Raw genomic sequence first — 20,118 nt, forward strand, 5'->3', positions numbered from 1 at the left:
TGGATAGCCGGTTTATGATGAGGGCTTCTCAATGCGGCGAAATAAACCCTCACGTCCCTCTGAGGAGGATCGTGCAAACCCAGACGATCATACAATCATGGTGACCATGGTCACATTGCTGGCGATCGCCGGAGTGCTCCTTTTGGCGCACTGACTACGGCCGAGCGAGCAAGTGTAGCGAACCTGGTCACTCGCTCTTCGCCTTTGCGATCTCGACCTCGGCCGTCTGCTTGCCCGTCTTCGCCACCTCCCACGCCTTGCCGATGTAGAGAGCGCCAACGCCCGCGAAGACGCCGCCGATGAAGATGGCGCCATCGTTTCCGTTCTCGACCCGATAGGCGATCACAATGGTGGCCCAAGACGCCGCGAACGACGTGGCGATGATGGCGAAGGGCCGGGCCAGATCGCCGATGAAAACCTTGATGCGGTCCACCCTTGTCGCGGGTGGCTGGTCCTGCGTTTCGTTCATGCTCCAGTTCCGTTCTTGATGCCGATGCCAGCGACGAAGGCCGCGATGCCAGCCAGCAGCCAAGGCGCGGTCTGACGCAACCAGTCGACTAGAGCCTTGGCGCCCTTCTGCTGGTCGCGCGTGCCTTCCAGGTCGTCGATTCGCTTGAAGGCTGCAGACAGGCGGTCGTTCAGGGCCTCGATCTGACGCTCGTATTCACGCGCCTCCAGCTTGATAACCCGCTCGCGCACGTCGTCGACCTTGGCGTTCATCCGCTCGACCTGACGGCCTAGTGCGGCGACCGCGTCAGTCAGCCCGCGCATGGCGTGGATTTCAGCCATGGCCTGGGCCTCCGGCTTGCTCACCGGAGTTATGATTTCGTCGCCTGCGGACATGCGGGCTCCTACGCGAGGGATTGTGTGGAAGACGAATCGGGTTCGTCAGGCTTCCGGCTCAGCCGGGGCGACGGGCTCTTCAGGAACTGGGGGGTTCGCGATGGCGTCCAGGCGCTGTCGATCCGCCTCCAGTCCCGCGCGGACATCGACAAACCACTTCGCCACGTTGGGCAGGTTCACGGCGGCCGAGGTGCCGTTCGGTAAACCAGCCGAGATCGCCGCGGCTACGGCCGCTTCGAACGCCTGGGCTTCGGGGCCTGTCATCACCGCTACAGCGGCCTCCATCTGCGACAGATAGAAGCCGGCGATCACGCGCTCAGCGGCTTCTGCTTCGGCCAGGGATTGCGGGGTGGGAAAGGTCGGGTTGGTCATGATGTCTCCAGAGATTTGAGGGTTATCGATCTTCACTTCGGCGCGGCCCATTGGCTGAACGACGAGACGACGGCGGCGACTTCGACCGTCGCGCGAAAAGGGCGACGGCAACGACGGCCAGCATGAGGATGATCGCGAGCGCGACTTCCATGGGGTGTGCTCCGGTTGTTGAGAGGTTCAGGTGCCGTTGTCGGCAATGTCGGCCTGCACATAGACGGCGGCTTGCTGGCCGGCCTTGGTGACGACGCCCATGAAGACAGCGGACTTGGACTGACCAGTCCCGACCATGCCGTAGAAGCTGGTTGTGAAAGAACTCGGGCTGTTCGCGACCAGGTCGTCGCCCGAAACTTTCACCCAGCGCATGCTGGCGCCGCTGTTGCCGCCCGCTGCCGTGACGGTCGTTGTCGAGGTGCTGACGCCGCCCGCCCCGTTGCGGCCGCCCTGGACGATGAGGGAGGACGCCGTGGCCGTAAGAACGCCGCTCCCTCCAACGATGTCCGATCCTCCGAAGCGGGGACCGCTGACCGTGTTCTGGCTCATGTAGACGTAGGCATTGGCCTTGGTTTCCGAGCCCTCGGCCACAGATGAAGGCCCCGTCCACCAGACCAGCTTCTGCGTTCCGCCAAATGCCTTTCCGTAGCGGGTGCGGGTGTTCTCGGAGGGGCTGTAGACGTACCAGTTGCCCGCTCGATATTCGGTGCGCTCGCCGGCGCTCGGATCGCGGATGGCGAAGGCTGCGGCGAGGACTTCAAACGACGAGGTCGTGCCGTCGTTGATCGAGGAGTAGCCGCTGACGTAGCCGTTGACGTCCAACACCACGCCCTTGATGGCCTTGGCCGTGCCGTCGGCCGAAGCCGCAACACTTTCAACCGTGGTCAGACGCGCTGTAAGGCCCGTGCCTGGGGTGTTGACCGTTGCCTCCAGCGAGGTGACGCGGGCGGCGTCTGCCTTGCCTGTCTGAAGGTTCGCGGTAGCGGTCTCAAGGGTGTCGACCCTGGCGTTCAGGGTTGAAGCCAGCGTGCCGTCCGCGATGGTGAGTGAGCGACCCCGCACCGACCCGGCAGAGGTCCGGTTGGGCTGGAGCCCGAACCTTGCCGCAACCGTCCCCGCCGGCAGAGTGGTTTCCGCCCCAGCGCCCGCCAATCCGAAGGAGCGAGTTATCCGGTTTCCGGCTCCGACGGGGAACATTGTCACTGGACCAGTGACGGCTGTCATCGTCCCGGCAGCGTCGAAGGCCCAGGCAGTGATGCGGGCGCTGTCCCCGGAGACCTCCTGGTCCCAGACGCCGGCGACCGTGATCACCTGCCCTGACGCGATGGGAACCAAGCCTCGCGCAATCCACGCCCCGGTGTCGGAGGACTTGAAGTAATAGCCAGACGCGTCCTGTCCGACCTTGGCGCTCCCTAAAGGCGCCGTTCCCGCTCCACCCTGGGAGAAGAAGGTCCCTGCGGCGTCATTGATTGTCGTTGGGCGCGCGCCGAGGGCTGTAGCCTCCAGCACCTCCACACGGGTCGCGTCGGCCTTCTTCGCCTGAAGGTCTGCCGTCGCCGCTTCCAGCGAACCGACCTTGCCGATCAATCCGCTGCCCGGAGTGTTGACCGTCGCCTCGAGAGCGGCGACCCGCGTCGCGTCCGCTTTTCCCGCCTGGAGATCAGCAGCCGCCGTTTCCAACGTCGTCACGCGGCCTGCGAGAACGGATGTATCGCCCTGTGCGTCCAGGTTGAGGTACTTGGCCTGGATCGTACCATTGCCGCTGGGCGATATGGTCGAGCCCCCACGGACGACCGGCCGCACAGTATGGGCCGCCGGAAAGGCGGTCCTGACGGCCTCAGTCTTCCACAGTTGTGACGCCACTTCGCGCCACCCCATACCGATCGTCAGGTCGCTCTCAACCACAGACGAAAGCGCACCCAGGTACTGCTCAGCCCTATCGAAGGCGGCAAGGTACAGCGTAACCCGTCGATCGCCCGCCGCAGGGTCTTCCGTGCGCCGAACGCGCGCCCGCACGCGGTAGGCGCCGCTGTCGCTCAGAACTGCGCCGCCCAGCGTGGAGAGGTAGACGAGCTGTAGCTCGAAGACCTTGCCTTCACCGGCGACTGCTACAATTCGCGATGGTGAGGCAGCCGCGCCGCCCTCGGCGATGTTCCGTTGGCATGATATGTGGTCCGCCATGCTCTCCGCAGCCCCCGCGCCGGAAGGCGGGGCGGCAACCTTTGACCGTGACGCGCTGATCGCGTTGATCATGGAAGAGACGACCGACGACATCGTCGCGGATGGCTGGGATCGTCTCGGCAAGCCCAACGTCCTCGTTCAGGGGTGCCGCTACATCCGGCGCAATGCGCCACCTAGTCCAGAGGGCTATGCGAACCCCGAGGCTGCCGCCAAGCAGTTCGCGGGCTTCATCGCTGACCGCCTCCTCGCCGCCCTGAAAGCCGAACAGGGGGCGAAGTGATGGCCTGGGAATACATGGTGGTCCGCTCGGAAGGGCACGTGAACGACATCTTCCGCGCGATCAGCAATGCGGGGAAAGACGGCTGGGAGCTTGTCGGACCCATCGGCTACTACATCTACCTCAAGCGCCCCGACCACTCGGATAAGGAGGGCGGGGAGTGAGACGTAACACCACGCTCATGACGATGGCGGCGCTGGCCTTGTGTGCAAGCTCGCCTGCCGAGCCTGTTAGCGCGCCAGAACCGGAAACCAACGCCGGTCCCGATCCTGAATACCCGAGCCGCCAGCAGCGTCGCCAGGCTGAACGCATGGCAAAGAAAGGACGCGCCCAATGACCCACCCCCTCACCCCGCGCGAGAACCTGATGCGTCCCATCGCAGGCATTGAGAACAGAACGGCGCAGGAAGTCTTCGACATCATGTCGGACCGCTTCCGCGCGCACCTCACCGCCCTCGCATCCGGCTCCGGCGATCATTGTGGTGACATCACCGATATGATCGGCTCCGGCGATCAGATTCCCGGCCCTGACGAGGTTACCGCTCCTTCGTCAATGGGGTGGCTAAGCGCGCAAGGGGAGGCCGCGCGGGCCGATCGGGCCGAAGCCAAGGTGGCCTTCTACGAAGCAAACACGAATGGAATATCCGTCCGGAGGACACCACCCATGACCGCTGACCTGTCCGCCCTCATCGCTAGGCTGGAGGCTGCCGAGGTGGGGAGCCGTGAGCTGGATTGGGCAGTTGGGGCCGCCCTATTCACTGGCGTTCGTGGATGCGCCGCTCCCAATGCCACCACCTCCCTCGACGCCGCCCTCGCGCTGGCGGAGAGGGTGTTGCCGGGAAGCCGGTGCCTGGCTGGGACACGCGGCCTGAAAGGAGACCGGGCGAGGGCCGCTGTGGTCCCCGAGGCCGGACGCATGGCTGGCGCCAAGGCCCCGACTCCCGCCCTCGCCCTCTGCATCGCCATCCTTCGCGCCAAACAGGGAGAGGGGTGATGGTCCGAGACGTCAAAGCTGTCGTGGTGATGCACTACGATGAAACAGGCTGGTTGGACGTGAAGATCGCAGACCCCGATGGTCAGGTCGTGGTTCTAACCGTTGATGATCGCGTCCCGGCAGATCGGGTCTACGAGCATACGATCCGCGAAGACCCGGCTGACGTTCTCGCCATTGCCCCGAGGCCGTGGGGCCACAAGGACGACGAGCGTGGCCAGTCGCTTGAAACGCGCCTGCACCACTTGGAGCATGGCCTGAAGGTGGTGAAATGACCCCCATCGTCCTGATCTGCGCCACCCTCGCCATGAGCGACGGAGACAGCGGCCGGTGCCATACGGCTGACGGCGAGCGCCATCGTGTTCGCCTGGCCGGCATCGACGCCGGAGAGGTCGCGCCTTACACGCGCTGCCGCCAGCGGCCGAACGTCTGGGCGTGCTCTCCCGAAGCCAGGGCCAGCGGACCGGCAGCAACGAACCGAGCCCGCCAGCTTGCGGCCAACGGCGCCCGCTGCACCGTGCAGAACCGCGACCGCTATCAGCGCATCGTGGCCACCTGCACGGTCAACGGCCGCGACCTGGGCGCCATCCTCGTTCGGGAAGGCCTGGCCATCTCGGAAACCAACTACGGCGATCCCTACCGACGCCAGGAGAATGAAGCCCGTGAGAGAGGAAGGGGGATGTGGCAGTGAACCTCTATCCGCCCCTCGGCCCCGCCACCGAGCGCCTGTTCCAGGAGGCGTTCGCAGAGGCAGCCTTGGTCACCCAGAAGGTGGCGCACCGGCTTATCGGTGTCAGCGTCCAGAGCTTCGACCAGCTTGTGGCTTCCGGCGCGATACGGCCTACTCCAATTTCCCCGCGATCCTATCGCTATTCCGAGGCGGCGCTGCGCCAATACCTCGCCCATGAGACAGAACTGAACGCACCACCATGTCCGTCTACAAGCCGGAGAAAAGCCCGTACTGGCACTACGACTTCGTCTTCAAGGGCGAGCGGTTTCATGGATCGACCGGGCAAGCTACGCGTCGCAAAGCAGAAGCCTTCGAGCGGCGAGTTCGCGACGAGGTAGCTGATGGGCGCCACGGCTCTGTCGCCCGTATGACCTTTGACGCCGCGGCCCTTCGCTGGTGGCAGGAGAAGGGGATCGGTCGTGGAGACGCCGTCGATGTGGAGCGTCGACTGGAGCGCCTTGTCGAGATGATCGGCCCCACCACTCCACTGACATCAATCGACCAGGCGAAAGTCGCTGGCCTCGTCGAGCGTCGCAAGAAGATGGGCACCAAGCGATCGAAAGCGGCGGACGCGAAAATTTACCTGCCCGCCCCAGCCACTGTGAACCGGGACATCATTGAGACCCTCCGGCCCATCCTCAAGCGCGCCCGGACGCACTGGACCAGCGGGCAACACGGCTTGCCCGACATCGATTGGCGAGAGTTGCGGCTATCCGAGCCGCGACCGCAAACACGCATGTATTCAGCCGCCGAAGCCAAGGCGTGGGTCAAGGCCTGCCCCGAAGGTCTAGGGCTGGCAGTCGACATGATGCTGACCTACGGCTTGCGCTTTGGTGAGCTGTTCTTTCCGCTCGACGCTCTCCACCTAGGGCCTGAGCCTACGTTGACCCTGCAGAAAGGACGCAAGCGCGACGTGATCCTGCACCTGCCGATCATCAGGCAACACGCCGAAGCGCTGGCCCCCCGCGTTGTGCTGGCGCGCGCGCACAGCCTGCCGCACCTATGGTTCCAGCAGATCACACGCACCAGCACGAAGGGGCATCAGGAGTGCATTCTGGAAGCCTTCGAGCCGCACATGGTGGAATACCGGATCAGCAAGGCAGCGGACGAGGCCGGGATTACAGGCTCTCGGCGCATCCACGGCGCCCGCCACCACGCCGGATCGACAATGCTAAAGCGGACCGCCAACATCCGCAGCGTGCAATCCTTGCTCGGCCACGCCTCCATCAGCAGCAGCCAGCGATACGCCCACGTTTTGACGAACGATCTGCGTGAGGCGCTTGAGGATTCAAAACCCCGGAATAGTCCCGGACAGAAACGCCAGAAAGAAAGCAAGACACTGAAATAGTAGAATAATATTGCCAACTCCCAGCGGTTTTGTAAACCGAAGGTCGCGGGTTCGATTCCTGCAACCGGCACCATCTCCCCCGATCAGGACGGGAATGGTCAGGTCGGCGCGTCGCGAGATGCGACGCCGATATCCGTATCGACGGATCGCGATTCTTCACGCTACCCTCCACCGATGGCGCTCAGCGCGCGAGGCCTGTGGCCGCCCGCGCCCCATCCTGCCGCCCCAGAGGACGAAGAATGCGAAAGTTCACCCTGCTGCTCGCTCTGCTCGTGATGGTTCCGACTGTGGTCGAGGCCCAGGGACGGCGGCAGCGGGCGCCGGCTCCCGATCAGCAGCACCGCGCGACGGACTGGGTTCCGCTTTCTCAATCAATGACCGAATTTCTGAACGCAGGCTGGAAGATCATCTCGCACGCCAATTATCGGACCGAGATGTTCGACCCCAATACAGAGTCGTTCTCCTTCATTCTCACGAACGGAAACCGATACGTCATCTGCATGATCGACGACCCGGCCATGAACAACTCCACCTCCAAATGCCGCGCGCTTAACTAACGGTACGCTGAACTCAGACCCGCGGGGAGGCGGACGGTCCAATCGTGGCCTTCGCGAGACAAGAGCCTCCCCCTTCCGACGCCTCAGACGTCCGGCGTCCATCCGTCGCAGGGCGCAGCATGGAGAGGCTTTGCAATATGCCGTCCATGTCCCCTGAAAACGAAATCACCTTCCGTCGCATCACCTCGGAAAACGTCAGCGAAGTCTGCGAACTCAGCGAGACCCTGTCCTCGACGCAACGGGCTGTGGTGGCCGACAACGGCGTGTCCATCGCCGAAGGCTTCTGTTCGGACGCCGCCTGGTTTCGCGCGGTCTATCTGGACGAGACCCTGGTCGGTTTCGTCATGGTCAACGACGGAGACGAGTGGGACGACGGCATCGACTGCGACGGCCCCTATTTGTGGCGCCTGATGATCGCAGCCCCGCACCAGGGCGCAGGCGTCGGTCGCCGCGTCGTCGAGATGGTGAAGCAGCGCCTGCGCCGACGCGGCTACGCCACGCTCTACACCAGCTACGGCCTCGGCGAAGGCAGTCCCGAGGGCTTCTATCGCCGCCTGGGGTTCGTGCCCACGGGCGGATTCTTCGGCGACGAAGTCGAGGTCTGCGCCACGCTGTAAGGCCGACCCCGGCTTGAGTCGCGCTTGTCGCAGAGGATGGAAGCCGCTAGGCCTTCATCTTCTCCCCTTCCCGGCCCGTTTCCATCGCAACTTCGGCCGCCTCCCTCATGTCCGAGACGACCAACAAGCTGGGTCACAGGATCCGAACGCGGGGCGCCCGCACCCGGCGCGCCCTTCTCGACGCCTTGCGCGGTCTGCTGAACAGCAAGCATCTAGGCGAAATCCGTCCGGCCGACGTGGCGGTTGCTGCGGGGGTGTCGGCGCCGACCTTCTACACCTATTTCGCCTCGGTGGAGGAAGGGCTGCTGCTGCTGTGCGAAGAAGCGGGCGAGGACTTTCAGAGGCTAGCCTCGCACATCCACGCTGACTGGTCCGGCGAGCGCGCCTTCGAGGCGGCTCGCGCCTATGTGCTGGAAGTGCTGGGCCTGTGGAGCGACCACGGCCCGGTGCTGCGGGTCGAGCACATGCTGGCCGACATGGGCGAGCCCGCCTTCGCCGAAAGCCGCATCCGCCGACTGCGCCGACTGCACCTGGCGCTGGAACGCCGCATCGCCCAGGCCCACGCCAGCGGCCTGCATCCCGAGGGCCTCAATCCCCGCCTGACCTCCTATGAGACGGCGAACCTGGTGGAATCCGTTGCGGCGGGCTTCGAACTGATGCGCCGCGCCGACACGCCCGAGGCCATCATCGACACCACCGCCCACATCGTGGTGAAGCTGACCACCGGGCGCTGACGTCGCCGTCTTCGCTTGGACAAGCTGTCCATTGCGACGGCGCTTCCATCGGCTAAAGCATGACGGTCGGCCAAGGAGTGCGTCATGTTCCGTCTTTCGTCCTTCCCCTCGATCCGCCGCGCGTCTGGCTCGGCCGTCGTGCTGGCCGCTGCGCTAACAGCCGCTCTGGGCCTCGCGGCCTGCGGCCAGGGCGCCCAAGGTTCGGGGACCAGCGCGGCCGAAGCCCCCAAGCCCCCCACGCCGACCGAGGCAGAGAAGGTCGCCCTGCTGGCGTCCCTGCCCGCCCCCTACGACCAGGCGGATCTGGAGAACGGCCGCCGCGCCTTCGCCCGCTGCCGCTCGTGCCACACCATCACGCCGGGCGGACCGAACATGACGGGCCCCAACCTCTATGGCGTGTTCGGCAGCAAGGCGGGCGCGCGGGACAAGTACAGCTATTCCCACGCCATGCGGACGGCCGACTTCACCTGGGACGCCGAAACCCTGGACCACTGGCTGCAGAACCCGCGCACCTTCCTGCCCGGCAACAAGATGAGCTTCGCCGGCCTGCCCGACGCCACGGACCGTCGGGACGTGATCGCCTTCCTGAAAGTCGAAACGGGGTTCAAGCCGCAGGGCGATTAAGGCCAGGCAATACCGGGCAAGCAAAAGGGCGGCGGACCAAGGTCCGCCGCCCTTCGCATTTCAACGACCGCCGTAGCCGCCTATTCCGCCGGGCTCATGTCCGGCTCGAGGCCGTCGCGCTTCTCCTGCGCTTCCCATTCCTCGATCTTGCGGGCGGTGTATTCCGGCGACTTGGTGAAGCGCGCCAACACGCCATAGATCACCGGCACCACGAACAGGGTCAGCACCGTCGCGAACATGGCGCCGGTGAAGATCACCACGCCGATGGTCTGACGGCTGCCCGCCCCAGCCCCTTGCCACAGCACCAGCGGCAAGGCGCCGAAGGCGGTGGCGATCGAGGTCATGATGATCGGGCGCAGACGCAGGGCCGCCGACTCGATGATGGCCTCGCGGATGGTCCGGCCCTGGTCGCGCAGCTGGTTGGCGAACTCGACGATCAGGATGCCGTTCTTGGCCGCGACGCCGATCAGGATGATCAGGCCGATCTGGCTGTAGATGTTCAGGCTGGAGCCCGCCATCAGCAGACCAAACAGCCCGCCCGCCGCCGCCAGCGGCACCGTCAGCATGATGACCGCCGGGGTGATCCAGCTCTCGAACTGAGCCGCCAGCACCAGGAAGACCAGCAGCAGGGCCAGGGCGAAGGCCCAGCCCACGGCGCTGCCCGCCTCCTGCTGGTCGCGCGCGGCGCCGCCCCAGCGGATGTTGGTCACGCCCTGCGGCTGTTTGGCGACCTCGGCGTTCAGGAACTGCACCGCGTCGTCAATGGTCGTACCGGGGTTGAGATCGGCCGCCAGGGTGATGGCCCGCTGGCGATCCAGGCGGCGACGATCCGGCGTATCGCCCGAGGTCTTGGTCGTGACCACGGCCGACAGCGGCACCAGTTGCGCCGTGCCGGTCGAGACATAGAGCGACTCCAGGTCGGAAACCTCACGGCGGCTGTCGCGCTCGGTCTGCAGGATGACGTCGTACTCCTGGCCGCCCTTGATGTAGGTCGTGGCGCGACGCGAACCGAACATGGTCTCCAGCGTACGGCCGATCTGCTGCGAGGAAACCCCCAAGGCGGCCGCCTTCTGCGGATCGACGTCGACCAGCAGGCGCGGTGCGTTCGGCTCATAGTTCAGGCGCGGACGCGAGAAGCCGGGGTTCTCCTGCGCCGCCGCCAGAATGGGCTGCAGCCAGTTGTAGATGGCGGCGTATTCCGAACCCGTGACGACCATCTCGACCGAGTTGGAGTTGCCGCCGCCGCGCTGGAAGGCGCCGGGCGTCGAGGCGTTGACCTGCGCGCCGGTCTGGTTGCGCAACTTGCCGTTCAGCTCCTGAGCGATCTGGTCGGCAGAGCGATCACGTTCGGACCAGTCGGACAGGTTCAGGATCGCGCTGCCCGAGCTGAAGCCCGAGCCGCCGAAACCGGGCGACGAGACCAGATAGTTGGCCGCCTCGCCGTTCTCGCGATACTCGGCCAGCAGCGGCTCCAGGCCCAGCATGATCTCGCGCGTGTAGTCGAAGCCCGTGCCCTCAGGCCCGGCGATACGCAACGTCACGCGACCGCGGTCCTCGTTCGGCACCAGCTCGTTCGGCAGGTGCAGGAAGATGCCTGTGGCTCCTGCCGCGACCAAGACGATGACAGCCGCCACCCCGCCGACAGCGATGCGGCGGCCCAGCAGGGCGTCCAGCGAAGCCGCATAGGAACGCTTCAACGCATCCATGCCCGCATCCACGCGTCGCGCCACCCAACCGCCGGTGTGCGCCGGTTTCAGGATCTTGGACGCCAGCATGGGCGACAGGCTGAGCGCCAGGAAGGCCGAGAAGGCCACGGCCGCGGCGATGGCCGCCGCCAGCTCCACGAACAGGCGTCCCACATAGCCCGGCAGGAACAGCAGAGGCGCAAACACCGACAGCAGGACGACCGTCGTCGCCACGACGGCGAAGAAAACCTGACGCGCCCCGCGCTCGGCGGCCACCAGCGGCGGCTCGCCATGGTCAAGGCGGCGCTGGATGTTCTCGACCACGACGATGGCGTCGTCGACGACCAGGCCGATGGCCAGCACCAGGGCCAGCAGCGTCAGCAGGTTCAGCGAGAAGCCCAGCGGCGCCAGGACGATGAAGGTCGCCAGCAGGCAGATCGGCGCCACCACCGACGGGATGATCGCCGCCCGCAGACTGCCCAGGAAGATGAAGTTGACCAGGGCCACCAGCGCCATGGAGATGCCGATGGTGATCCACACCTCGTCGATGGCGTGCGAGGTGAAGACCGAGTTGTCAGAGCCGACCTCCAGCGTCGTGCCGGGCGGCAGGCTGTGGGCCACCTCCTCCATCAGCTTGCGCGCGCCTTCGGAGATCTGCAGGTCGTTCGACTGGGCCTGACGGGTGATGGCCAGGCCGATCTGATCGACGCCGTTGCCGCGGAACAGGCGGCGCGCCTCAGCGGGAGCCTCCTCTATCCGGGCGATGTCGCCCAAGCGGGTGACGTAGGCGGCGTTGCCGATCTGGGCGCCGGTGACGCCGTTGGTCATGGCGGCGGACGCCGCGCCCAGGGTGCCGGACGCCTGCGCGCCGGTGGCGGTCGAGGCCGAGCCGCGCGTGCCGATGGGCAGTTGGGCGAAATCGGCCGGGTCGGCGTAGTTGCGCGCCACGCGGACCGTGTAGTCCTTCTGCGCCGATTCAAGCGCGCCAGCGGGCAGTTCGACGTTCTGGTTGTTCAGGGCCGTCTCGACGTCGGTGACGGTCAACCCCCGCGCCGCCATCGCTCCGGCGTCCAGCCAGATACGCATGGCGTAGCGTTGCTCGCCAAAGATGTTGACCTGGGCCACGCCCGGCACGGTGGCGAAACGGTCCACCAGATAACGGCGGGCGTAGTCGGTCAGCTCCAGGCGATCCATGGTCGTGGAGCGCAGGAACATGATCATAATCGGCTGGCTGTCGGAATCGGCCTTGGCCACTTCCGGCGGATCGGCCTGGTCCGGAAGGCGGCCCAGCACGCGCGAAATACGGTCGCGCACGTCATTGGCCGCGTCGTCGATGTTGCGGTCCAGCGAGAACTCAATGTTCACGTTGGAGCGGCCATCGCGGCTGGTCGAGTTGATGCGCTCGACGCCCTGGATGCCGGCGATCTGCTGCTCGATCGGCTCGGTGATCCGGCTCTCGATCACCTCGGCCGAGGCGCCGGCGTAGTTGGTGCTGACCGAGACGACGGGCGGGTCCACGTCCGGCAGTTCGCGCACGGGCAGGAAGAAGAAGGCCGCCGCGCCTATGACGCACAGCACGATGGCCGCCACCGCCGCAAAGACGGGGCGCCGGACCGAAACATCAGACAGCATCATGGGCGGGCCGCCTGCGGAGCGCGTGCGCCGCCCTTGGCTGGAGCGCCGCGTTGCTGGCCTTCGGCGCCTTCGACGGTGACGGGAGCGCCCGGCTGGATGCGGTTCAGGCCGGACGCGACGATGCGGTCGTTATTGCCCAGACCCGAGACGATCTCGACAAAGCCGCTCTCGACCGCGCCGGTCTGGACCTCGACGCGCTGGGCGGTCGTGCCCGTCTCGCCGCGCGCGATGCGGTAAACGAACGCGCCCTGGCCCTCATACTGAACGGCTGCCTCGGGCACGGCCAGGCTCTGGCGGCGCCCCTGATGGACGGCGACGCGCATCATCATGCCGGGGCGAATGCGGTTTCCGGGGTTGGGGAACTCGGCGCGAGCGATGACAGCGCGGGTCTGTTCATTGACCCGCGTATCCAGCAAGGCGATGCGGCCATTGAATTCTTCGCCGGGGAAGGCGTCCGTGGTCGCGGTGATCGGCGCGCCCACGGGCAGAACGCCCAGATAACGTTCAGGCATGGGGAAGTCGACGCGGACCCCGCTGGTGTCGTCCAGGGTGGTGATGACCGCGCCCGGCGAGATCAGGGTGCCCGGCGTGACCGTCGTCAGACCCAGCACGCCGGCGAAGGGCGCGCGCAGGATACGGTCGCCGCGACGGGCTTCCGACGCGGCCATGGCCGCCTGGGCCGTCTTCAGCGCCGTCTCGGCCGTCTCCGCCATGACGCGCGGCGCCACGCCGCGGTCAGCCAGGATGCGGTAGCGGTCATACTCGCGCTGGGCGTTCTCCAGCTGGGCGCGAGCGCGGATCAGATCGGCGTCTTCCTCGCGCGCCTGCAGCTCGACCAGGGGCGCCCCCGCCGCCACGGCCTGGCCGTCGGTGAACATGACCCTGGTCACCAGTTCGGTCGTGTTCGAAGTGATGTTGACCGAGCGGCGGCTGCGGGCGACGCCCAGCACGCGGATCTGGTCAGCGAATTCGCGCCGTCCGGCCACGACCTCGGCGACGATCTGGCCGCGTCCCGCTCCCGGTCCCCCCGGACCGTGTTGCTGAGCCGCATCGCCGCCGCTGAAGGCGATCTTGATAATCGCCGCCACGACCATCAGCCCCAATACGCAGGCTGCGCCGATAATGAAAAAATGGCGTTTGAACACGCGACGCAGTCTCCCCGACAACAAGCGCCCCCGCTTAACGGGTCACCGCCGTTACGCAAATAACGTATCTGTAACGTGAGGAACCTTGGATTCCGTCGCGGAAATCGGGACTAAAATCGACGCCAGATTCCGATAATGGGCCCTCTGCCCGCAGGAATTTCACGACCCGCCACGGCCTGCCGCCACCCTGCCTGCACCCGCCAGTCGCCAAACCGGCGCACCACCGAGCCTTCCAGCGACAGCCAGCGTGCGGCGCCGTCTCCATCCGCCGCTCCGCCGAAGGCCTGACCCATCACCATCCAGTCGCGGTTGAGGCGCCATCCAGCCGTCACGTCCGCCCGCGTCTCGTCCGGCAAACCCGATCGCCAGCGCCGCGCCGCCTGAAGATCAAGGAACCCGCGATCAAAGGACCGGCCCGCCAGAAGCCGCGCCTCCCAATCGCTGTCTCCGGCCCCCGGCGGCGCGTAGCCGGCGTTGCGCCCGGCGCCGCCCTCGGCATAGCCGACATAGACGGCGGCGACGTTGCGGTCGTCGAGATAGGCCTGCCAGCGCACGCCTATCTCGATCGGCCCCAGTCCCTGATAGTCCAGGAACTCGTCACGGCCGTCCTGCCATTCGCCCTTGCCCTGAAGAGTGAGGCGATCGCTCAGCCCGTATTCCACAAACACGCTGGCCACGATGTCGCGCCGCCCGCCGGGCAGGTCGACCCGCCCGCCGTCCGAGGCGAAGTAGTCCTCGGCGCGGATATTCTCATATTTGACGATGATCTCGCCCTGCCCCTTCGGCAGGTTCCAGGCGCCTGCGTGAACCGCCTCGGCGCCGGACAACAGCCCCAGTCCGGCCCAGAGGCCGATGCTTCCCTTCCCCCGCACGGCCCCCGCCTTTTCTAGATGTCGTAACCAGGCGATTTTCGCTGCAACTGGCGCAGGGCGCCGGGCCAGGCCAGGGAAGAGATGAAGCCGATCCCCCGGCCCTGCTCCTTCGTTTCCGCCTGGGCGGCGTCAGGCGCGATCAGGACATTGTCGCGCCCCGTCGACAGGGCCGCGACCTGCTGGGCGCAGGCGCGCTCCAGGAAGAAGATCCCGACCCAGGCTTCCGCCGCCGTGCTCCCGACCGCCAGGGTGCCATGATTACGCAGCAGCATCAGCGGCTTGTCTCCCAGATCGGCCACCAGCCGTTCGCGCTCGTCGTGGTTCAGCGCCAGGCCTTCATAGCCGTGATAGGCGACCTGATGCTGCAACAGGCAGGCGTTCTGGCTGATCGGCAGCAGGCCATCCTTCTGCGCTGCGACGCCGACGCCGTTCACCGTGTGCAGGTGGATGACGAAATGCGCCTCTTCGCGCGCCGCATGGACCGCCGAATGGATGGTGAAGCCAGCCGGGTTGATAAAGCTAGTCGTGTCCTGAACGACATTGCCGTCCAGATCGACCTTCACCAGGGAAGAGGCTGTAATCTCATCGAAATACCAACCGTAAGGGTTGATGAGGAAGTGATGCTCCGGCCCCGGCACGCGCGCCGAGATATGGGTGAAGATCATGTCGTCCCACCCGTTCAGCGCCACCAGACGGTACAGCGCGGCCAGTTCGACCCGCGCCTTCCACTCCGCCTCGGAAACCTGGGATTTGAGCGACGTGGCCGCGTCCGTCATTGGTCTTCCCCCTTATCAGCGTTCAGGTGAAGCCTCTCTCCGCCCCGGCCCGACGTCAAGTCGCCGAACGCGGCCGAAAGGGCCGAAAAGGAAGACTTCGTTAACCCTGTTTTCATCGACACGAGCGAACACTGTCCGCTGGCGGCGCGGCCGCATCGTCGGGGGATGGTTCCGTGGACTCAATCGAGACGTTCGCGTCTTCCCCGCGTGGCGAGCCCCTGCCGCTGGCCAGCCTTCACCAACTGATCGACCTGGCGGCCGCTCGCCCGCCGGAAGAACAGCAACGCCTGCTTCTCGGCGTCGCCGAACTTTATCACTCGGTCGGCGGCCAGACCGGCGCGCCTGCCGCCCTGACCGAGGTCTTCGTCGCCATGGTCCGCGTCGCCGAGCAGGACATTCGACGCATCCTGGCAGAACGACTGGCCGACGCCGCCTGGGCGCCGACGGACCTGGTGCGCCTGTTGGCCGCTGACGCCATCGAAATCGCCCGCCCGGTGATCGCCGCCAGCCCCCTGTTGCTCGACGCCGACCTTATGGCTCTGCTGCAAGAGGCGTCGCTGGATCATCAGGTCCAGGTGGCCCTGCGCCCCGACCTTGGCGCCACGATCGTCCGCGCCATCCTGGATCGCGGCGAGCCCGCCGTCATGACCGCCCTGGCCGTCAACCGCACAGCGCGGCTGGACGCGGCCGACATGGCCCGGCTGGTGGATCAGGCGCGCTCTATCGCCGCCCTGCGCGCGCCGCTGACGCGACATCCGCGATTGAGCGAGGATCAGGCCCTGCGCCTCTATCAATGGGTCGGCGACGCCCTGAAGCAGGCCATCTCCCAGCGCTTCAGCTTGGACGCCGCCGCCCTGACGACAGCCGTCGCAGCAGCCGCTCGGCAAGCGACCGAGACCTCGCCGGATCAAGCCGCCGCCAATCTGGCCGCCAAACTGCATGCGGCGGACCAGTTGCGCCCCGCCACCCTGATGCGGGCCGTGCGGGAAAAGAAGCTGGACCTGTTCATCCACGCCCTGGCCCTGCTGAGCCGGCTCGAGACCGAGGCCCTGCGGCGCGCCCTGCGCGGCGACACCGCCCGGCCGCTGTTCCTGGCCTGCACCGCTGCAGGCTTGGATCGCGCCGCCTTCCCCGCCCTGCTGCGCGAGGTTCGCCAGTCGAACCACGGCCTGCCGCATGATCCCGATGGCGAGGCCTGGCGCCCGGCCCAGCGCTCGGCGACCCAGGCCGCCTATGAATTTCGTCTGCTGATGGCGCCCGAAGACGGCCCGACGGTTTGACAGCGCGCCTCCGCTCCGCTTGCGTAGGCTCGTGACTCAGTCGTTCCAGCCCACCGCCATCACCTTTGTCGCCAGCGACCGGCCCGAGGCCGAGGCCGCCCGCATACGGCTGAGCGAACGCTATGGCTCCGTTCCCGCCGCCGAGGCCCAGGTGATCGTCGCCCTGGGCGGGGACGGCTTCATGCTGGAGACCCTGCACAACAATCTTCAGCTGCGCACGCCCGTCTATGGGATGAACCGCGGCTCGGTCGGCTTCCTGATGAACGACTATGAGGAAGACGACCTGCTGGATCGGCTGGCCCAGGCCGACCGCACGGTGCTGCATCCGCTGCAGATGGACGCCTGGGTCGAGAGCGGACAGGTTCACAGCGGCCTGGCCATCAATGAGGTCTCCCTGCTGCGCCAGACGCGCCAGAGCGCCAAGCTGCGCATCAGCATCAACGACAAGGTGCGGCTGGAGGAGCTGACCTGCGACGGCTGCCTGGTGGCGACGCCGGCGGGATCGACCGCCTATAATCTGTCGGCGCACGGGCCGATCATTCCCCTGGACGCGCCCAGCTTGGCGTTGACGCCGATCAGCGCCTTCCGGCCCCGGCGCTGGCGCGGCGCCCTGCTGTCGCACACGGCGCGCGTGCGGTTCGACGTGCTGGAGCCGGACAAGCGGCCGGTCAGCGCCACGGCCGACAATTTCGAGGTGCGCCGCGTCTCGCGCGTCGAGGTGCGGGAACGGCGCGACATCACCCTGACCATGCTGTTCGATTCAGGCCGTTCCTATGAAGAGCGCGTCATGGCCGAGCAGTTCGCCGCCTGAACTGTAAAATAATCGAGGCGCCGTCACCGGATTTTAAACCTCTGCGCTGCAAAATGGCTGCTGTTGTTGAGGAGCCGCCCGTGACCAACCAAGTCATCCGCCCGCCCAATCCCCTGCGCGCCAAGGTCGGCGGCGGCTTCGGCGGCATCGACGCCAACGCCATCGCCAGGGCCGAGGAAGCGTTGAAGGCCATGTCGGCCCAGTTCGGCCAATGGCTGAACGACGAGGTGGTCAAGCTGGACAAGGCCCAGGCCGACATCCGCAGCCAGGGCTACACGCCCGAAACGGCTGAGGCCCTCTATTTCCGCGCCCACGACCTCAAGGGATTGGGGACCACCTACGAATACCCGCTGGTCACGCGCATCGCCGCCTCGCTTTGCCGAATGCTGGACGACGCCGACAAGCGGATGCAGGCCCCCTTGGCCGTGATCGACGCCCACGTCGACGCCATCAAGGCCGTCGTCCGCGACAAGATTCAGACTGACGAGCACCCCGTCGGGCGCGATCTGGTCGAAACCCTCGAAGCCCGCACGGCGGAGCACCTGGGCTAGGAATCCGCCCCTTCTCAGGTAACGGCGTGTCTAGGCCGCATTCACCGCAGCGCGCCAGCCGTCATCGGCCGGACGGTCCAGCCGTTCCAGCAGATAGGCCAGGTCTTCACGGGCGGCGTCAGGGCGCTGGCTCAGGAAGCGCTCCAGCATCCGTTGGCGGAAGGCGGCGCTGCCGGTGTCCCCGCCCTCGGCCTGGAGCGCCCGCCACGTATCGACCCCGGCGCGGAAGGCCTGGAACAGGCGCGGCGGCATCCCCGCGCGGTCGTAAATGGCCTTGAGCCCCAAAGGCCCGGCGTCATGCACCATCAGCCAGGCGCGATGATGCGGCGTGCCGGCCAACTCGGCCAGGGCGTGTTCGAACAGGCCGATCTGCCCCCGCGCCAGCGACCGCAACAGCAGCGACGGCGTCAGCACGCGACGGCTGTTCAAACCGGCCACAAAGGCAGGCAAATCGTCTGTCACCCGCGCCTGATCCACCAGATCGATCGTGGCCCGTTCTCGCGCGAAGTCGGCGAACTGAATGGCGGTCTCGGGCGCCAGGGCGTGGCGGGTGATCAAATGTTCACGCACCGCTTCGCTGGCCAGAACCACAAGCCGTTCGGTCACCGACAACGGCAGAACCTGACGATAGGCCAGGGCCGAAATCACCTCGGGCGCATCGCTGAAGCGATCCAGGGCGACGCCCAGCGCGGCCTCGGACAGGTCGGCGTTGTCGTTGGACGCCAGGGCCGCCACCGCCTCCTGCTTGCCTTCCGCAACCAGAACCGCCGCTACATCGCGCGGCACGCGCGGACGAGACGCCACCGCCACCTGGCGCAGCGCCGTACCGGCGCGCACGATCTCGATCAGGTCGTCGTCGGTAAAGGCCGGGCAACTGTTAATGATAGGCAGGGCCACGCTGTCCACGTCGCCAGCCAGCCGACGCGCCGCCTCGCGCGGCATGATGTCCGAGGCCTTCAGCGTCACCGCCACGGCCCGGCGCACCAGTTCAGCTGCATCCGCCGCCAGCACGCTGAGGATCTTCTGCGCCGCCTCGCGCTCCACATCGTCCAGAGTCATGCGGTCGATGCTGCGACACAGCTTATGGGCGGCGGCCGCGCGCTCGTCCTCCAGATCAGACTTGATCAGGCGCCGGATGTCGCTTTCCGTCAGTCTGGCCCGGTAGGCGGTCATGGCTCGGAGGCTCGGGGTTGGCGAGGAATCAATCGTCACCCCTAGCGTTACATAGTTAACACCCTCTTAGGAATAAGGCGGAAGCGTGGTCACGCCACCTTGTCCGGCGGCGGAGCGAATGCGCCCCCGAATCCACCGCCCGATCCCTGTCCGTCCTGCCCCAGCAACAGCGCCAGCAGGCTCTGATCCTGCTTCAGCCGATCCATGCGCGCGGCCAGCATCCGATCCTTCTCGCTCAGTTCCGGCGCCGCCTTGGCCGCGCCGCCGCTGCCGACGCCGACGGCCGGGAAGACCTCGCCCGCCGTACGCTGCAGATTGGCGTGCACCTCGGCCGCCGTGGCCGGGCGGCCGTTGCGATAGAAGATCGAACGGTTGGCCGACGCCGCTTCGGGGAACAGGGCCACCGCGCTGGACTGGGGCCGCGCCTGCACCGCCTCCAGCAACTTGGCCGCGCCCGCGGGCCCCAGGAAGTGCGCCGCATAGAGGTCGCCCGCTCCCGGCTCGCGTCCCGTGCGGCCGCGCAGATAGGCGGCGTTGGACGCCGTCAGCTCCCCCGCCATGGTCGAGGCGGCCTGAGGGTCGAAGCGCAGGTCCAGCACCACGTTGCGGGCCGAGCCGCGCACCTGCCAGCGCCCGTCGCCGCCCTGATAGATCAGATCCGCATACTGGCCGTAGCCGTGCTTGGCGCCGTGCCGTTTCACCGTGCCCAGCCAGGTCTGCTCGATGAACTGAAACAGGCCCGAAGCCGAGGACGTCGGCGCCCGTGCATTGGGGTTCATCGCGCTTTCACGGCGCGCGGTCTTCATCAGGAAATCGAAGTCCACGCCGGTCGAGGTCGAGGCGCGCCGGATCGCCGCCTCCACGCCGCCGGATGATGGAATCGCTTTCACGGTCATGTGTGAACGGTCGCTAACCTAGGTAAACCA

The 20,118-nt window shown here is 66.6% G+C and carries 24 protein-coding genes; 14 read left to right on the plus strand and 10 right to left on the minus strand.

The annotated features are described in order from the left end of the window. Positions 1-187: 187 nt before the first annotated feature. From AC3IPP_RS11045 to AC3IPP_RS11060, 4 genes are all read right to left on the minus strand, one after another. Complete coding sequence (locus tag AC3IPP_RS11045) at positions 188-469, minus strand: hypothetical protein (RefSeq protein ID WP_489149036.1); 282 nt, start codon at positions 467-469, stop codon at positions 188-190. After that, positions 466-843, minus strand: coding sequence for a hypothetical protein (locus tag AC3IPP_RS11050; protein WP_489149037.1), 378 nt, complete (start codon positions 841-843; stop codon positions 466-468). The genes AC3IPP_RS11045 and AC3IPP_RS11050 overlap by 4 nt, the downstream gene beginning before the upstream one ends. Before the next feature lie 45 nt (positions 844-888). Then, complete coding sequence (locus AC3IPP_RS11055; RefSeq protein WP_489149038.1) at positions 889-1,215, minus strand: hypothetical protein; 327 nt, start codon at positions 1,213-1,215, stop codon at positions 889-891. A 177-nt stretch (positions 1,216-1,392) separates the two neighbouring features. Beyond that, positions 1,393-3,459: a hypothetical protein gene (locus AC3IPP_RS11060; protein ID WP_489149039.1), complete on the minus strand. Its 2,067-nt coding sequence runs from the start codon at positions 3,457-3,459 to the stop codon at positions 1,393-1,395. On the opposite strand from AC3IPP_RS11060, the gene AC3IPP_RS11065 reads away from it, so the two are divergent. The 11 genes from AC3IPP_RS11065 to AC3IPP_RS11115 all read left to right on the plus strand — a co-directional run bounded on the left by AC3IPP_RS11065 (position 3,458) and on the right by AC3IPP_RS11115 (position 9,264). Beyond that, a complete protein-coding gene (locus AC3IPP_RS11065) occupies positions 3,458-3,667 on the plus strand; it encodes a hypothetical protein (protein ID WP_489149040.1) in 210 nt (69 codons plus the stop codon). The two genes, AC3IPP_RS11060 and AC3IPP_RS11065, sit on opposite strands and share 2 nt — an antisense overlap. Then, on the plus strand, positions 3,667-3,828 hold the full coding sequence (locus AC3IPP_RS11070; protein WP_489149041.1) for a hypothetical protein: 162 nt from the start codon (positions 3,667-3,669) through the stop codon (positions 3,826-3,828). The genes AC3IPP_RS11065 and AC3IPP_RS11070 overlap by 1 nt, the downstream gene beginning before the upstream one ends. Beyond that, positions 3,825-4,001: a hypothetical protein gene (locus AC3IPP_RS11075; RefSeq protein ID WP_489149042.1), complete on the plus strand. Its 177-nt coding sequence runs from the start codon at positions 3,825-3,827 to the stop codon at positions 3,999-4,001. Before AC3IPP_RS11070 ends, AC3IPP_RS11075 begins: the two co-directional genes overlap by 4 nt. Next, positions 3,998-4,657: a hypothetical protein gene (locus AC3IPP_RS11080; protein ID WP_489149043.1), complete on the plus strand. Its 660-nt coding sequence runs from the start codon at positions 3,998-4,000 to the stop codon at positions 4,655-4,657. The genes AC3IPP_RS11075 and AC3IPP_RS11080 overlap by 4 nt, the downstream gene beginning before the upstream one ends. Then, entirely contained in the window at positions 4,657-4,929 is a 273-nt protein-coding gene (locus tag AC3IPP_RS11085; RefSeq protein ID WP_489149044.1) for a hypothetical protein, read from the plus strand. The genes AC3IPP_RS11080 and AC3IPP_RS11085 overlap by 1 nt, the downstream gene beginning before the upstream one ends. Continuing rightward, entirely contained in the window at positions 4,926-5,345 is a 420-nt protein-coding gene (locus AC3IPP_RS11090; RefSeq protein ID WP_489149045.1) for a thermonuclease family protein, read from the plus strand. Before AC3IPP_RS11085 ends, AC3IPP_RS11090 begins: the two co-directional genes overlap by 4 nt. Before the next feature lie 238 nt (positions 5,346-5,583). Further along, the gene (locus AC3IPP_RS11095) at positions 5,584-6,732 is read left to right on the plus strand and encodes a tyrosine-type recombinase/integrase (RefSeq protein WP_489149046.1); all 1,149 of its coding nucleotides are present in this window, start codon (positions 5,584-5,586) and stop codon (positions 6,730-6,732) included. A gap of 239 nt (positions 6,733-6,971) precedes the next feature. Continuing rightward, complete coding sequence (locus AC3IPP_RS11100) at positions 6,972-7,289, plus strand: hypothetical protein (RefSeq protein WP_087141337.1); 318 nt, start codon at positions 6,972-6,974, stop codon at positions 7,287-7,289. Positions 7,290-7,435: 146 nt separating this feature from the next. After that, positions 7,436-7,906: a GNAT family N-acetyltransferase gene (locus AC3IPP_RS11105; protein WP_489149047.1), complete on the plus strand. Its 471-nt coding sequence runs from the start codon at positions 7,436-7,438 to the stop codon at positions 7,904-7,906. Between the two features lie 107 nt (positions 7,907-8,013). Continuing rightward, complete coding sequence (locus tag AC3IPP_RS11110) at positions 8,014-8,640, plus strand: TetR family transcriptional regulator (RefSeq protein WP_087141335.1); 627 nt, start codon at positions 8,014-8,016, stop codon at positions 8,638-8,640. Between the two features lie 84 nt (positions 8,641-8,724). Next, positions 8,725-9,264 carry a c-type cytochrome gene (locus tag AC3IPP_RS11115; protein WP_489149048.1) on the plus strand — a complete coding sequence of 180 codons (540 nt, stop codon included), beginning with the start codon at positions 8,725-8,727 and terminating at the stop codon, positions 9,262-9,264. Positions 9,265-9,344: 80 nt separating this feature from the next. On the opposite strand, the gene AC3IPP_RS11120 is transcribed toward AC3IPP_RS11115, so the two are convergent. The 4 genes from AC3IPP_RS11120 to AC3IPP_RS11135 all read right to left on the minus strand — a co-directional run bounded on the left by AC3IPP_RS11120 (position 9,345) and on the right by AC3IPP_RS11135 (position 15,377). Next, the gene (locus tag AC3IPP_RS11120) at positions 9,345-12,581 is read right to left on the minus strand and encodes an efflux RND transporter permease subunit (RefSeq protein WP_489151062.1); all 3,237 of its coding nucleotides are present in this window, start codon (positions 12,579-12,581) and stop codon (positions 9,345-9,347) included. Beyond that, positions 12,581-13,729 (minus strand): efflux RND transporter periplasmic adaptor subunit, encoded by a 1,149-nt coding sequence (locus AC3IPP_RS11125; protein WP_489149049.1) that lies wholly within the window; start codon positions 13,727-13,729, stop codon positions 12,581-12,583. The genes AC3IPP_RS11120 and AC3IPP_RS11125 overlap by 1 nt, the downstream gene beginning before the upstream one ends. A gap of 110 nt (positions 13,730-13,839) precedes the next feature. Then, positions 13,840-14,601 (minus strand): hypothetical protein, encoded by a 762-nt coding sequence (locus AC3IPP_RS11130; protein WP_489149050.1) that lies wholly within the window; start codon positions 14,599-14,601, stop codon positions 13,840-13,842. A 14-nt stretch (positions 14,602-14,615) separates the two neighbouring features. Then, positions 14,616-15,377: a class II aldolase/adducin family protein gene (locus AC3IPP_RS11135; RefSeq protein ID WP_489149051.1), complete on the minus strand. Its 762-nt coding sequence runs from the start codon at positions 15,375-15,377 to the stop codon at positions 14,616-14,618. 173 nt (positions 15,378-15,550) lie between these two features. Between AC3IPP_RS11135 and AC3IPP_RS11140 the strand changes: the two genes are divergently transcribed. From AC3IPP_RS11140 to AC3IPP_RS11150, 3 genes are read left to right on the plus strand one after another with little or no spacing between them, the layout of a single operon-like run. Further along, entirely contained in the window at positions 15,551-16,657 is a 1,107-nt protein-coding gene (locus AC3IPP_RS11140; protein ID WP_489149052.1) for a DUF2336 domain-containing protein, read from the plus strand. A gap of 31 nt (positions 16,658-16,688) precedes the next feature. Further along, complete coding sequence (locus tag AC3IPP_RS11145; RefSeq protein WP_087140824.1) at positions 16,689-17,468, plus strand: NAD kinase; 780 nt, start codon at positions 16,689-16,691, stop codon at positions 17,466-17,468. 53 nt (positions 17,469-17,521) lie between these two features. Next, entirely contained in the window at positions 17,522-18,019 is a 498-nt protein-coding gene (locus AC3IPP_RS11150) for an Hpt domain-containing protein (RefSeq protein ID WP_489149053.1), read from the plus strand. A gap of 30 nt (positions 18,020-18,049) precedes the next feature. Here AC3IPP_RS11150 and spbR read toward each other — a convergent pair whose 3' ends face one another. After that, positions 18,050-19,192 carry a SpbR family protein gene (gene spbR / locus AC3IPP_RS11155; RefSeq protein WP_489149054.1) on the minus strand — a complete coding sequence of 381 codons (1,143 nt, stop codon included), beginning with the start codon at positions 19,190-19,192 and terminating at the stop codon, positions 18,050-18,052. 89 nt (positions 19,193-19,281) lie between these two features. Then, the gene (locus AC3IPP_RS11160; RefSeq protein WP_489149055.1) at positions 19,282-20,088 is read right to left on the minus strand and encodes a transglycosylase SLT domain-containing protein; all 807 of its coding nucleotides are present in this window, start codon (positions 20,086-20,088) and stop codon (positions 19,282-19,284) included. Positions 20,089-20,118: the final 30 nt, after the last annotated feature.

Source organism: Brevundimonas sp. KH_060 (assembly GCF_057838275.1).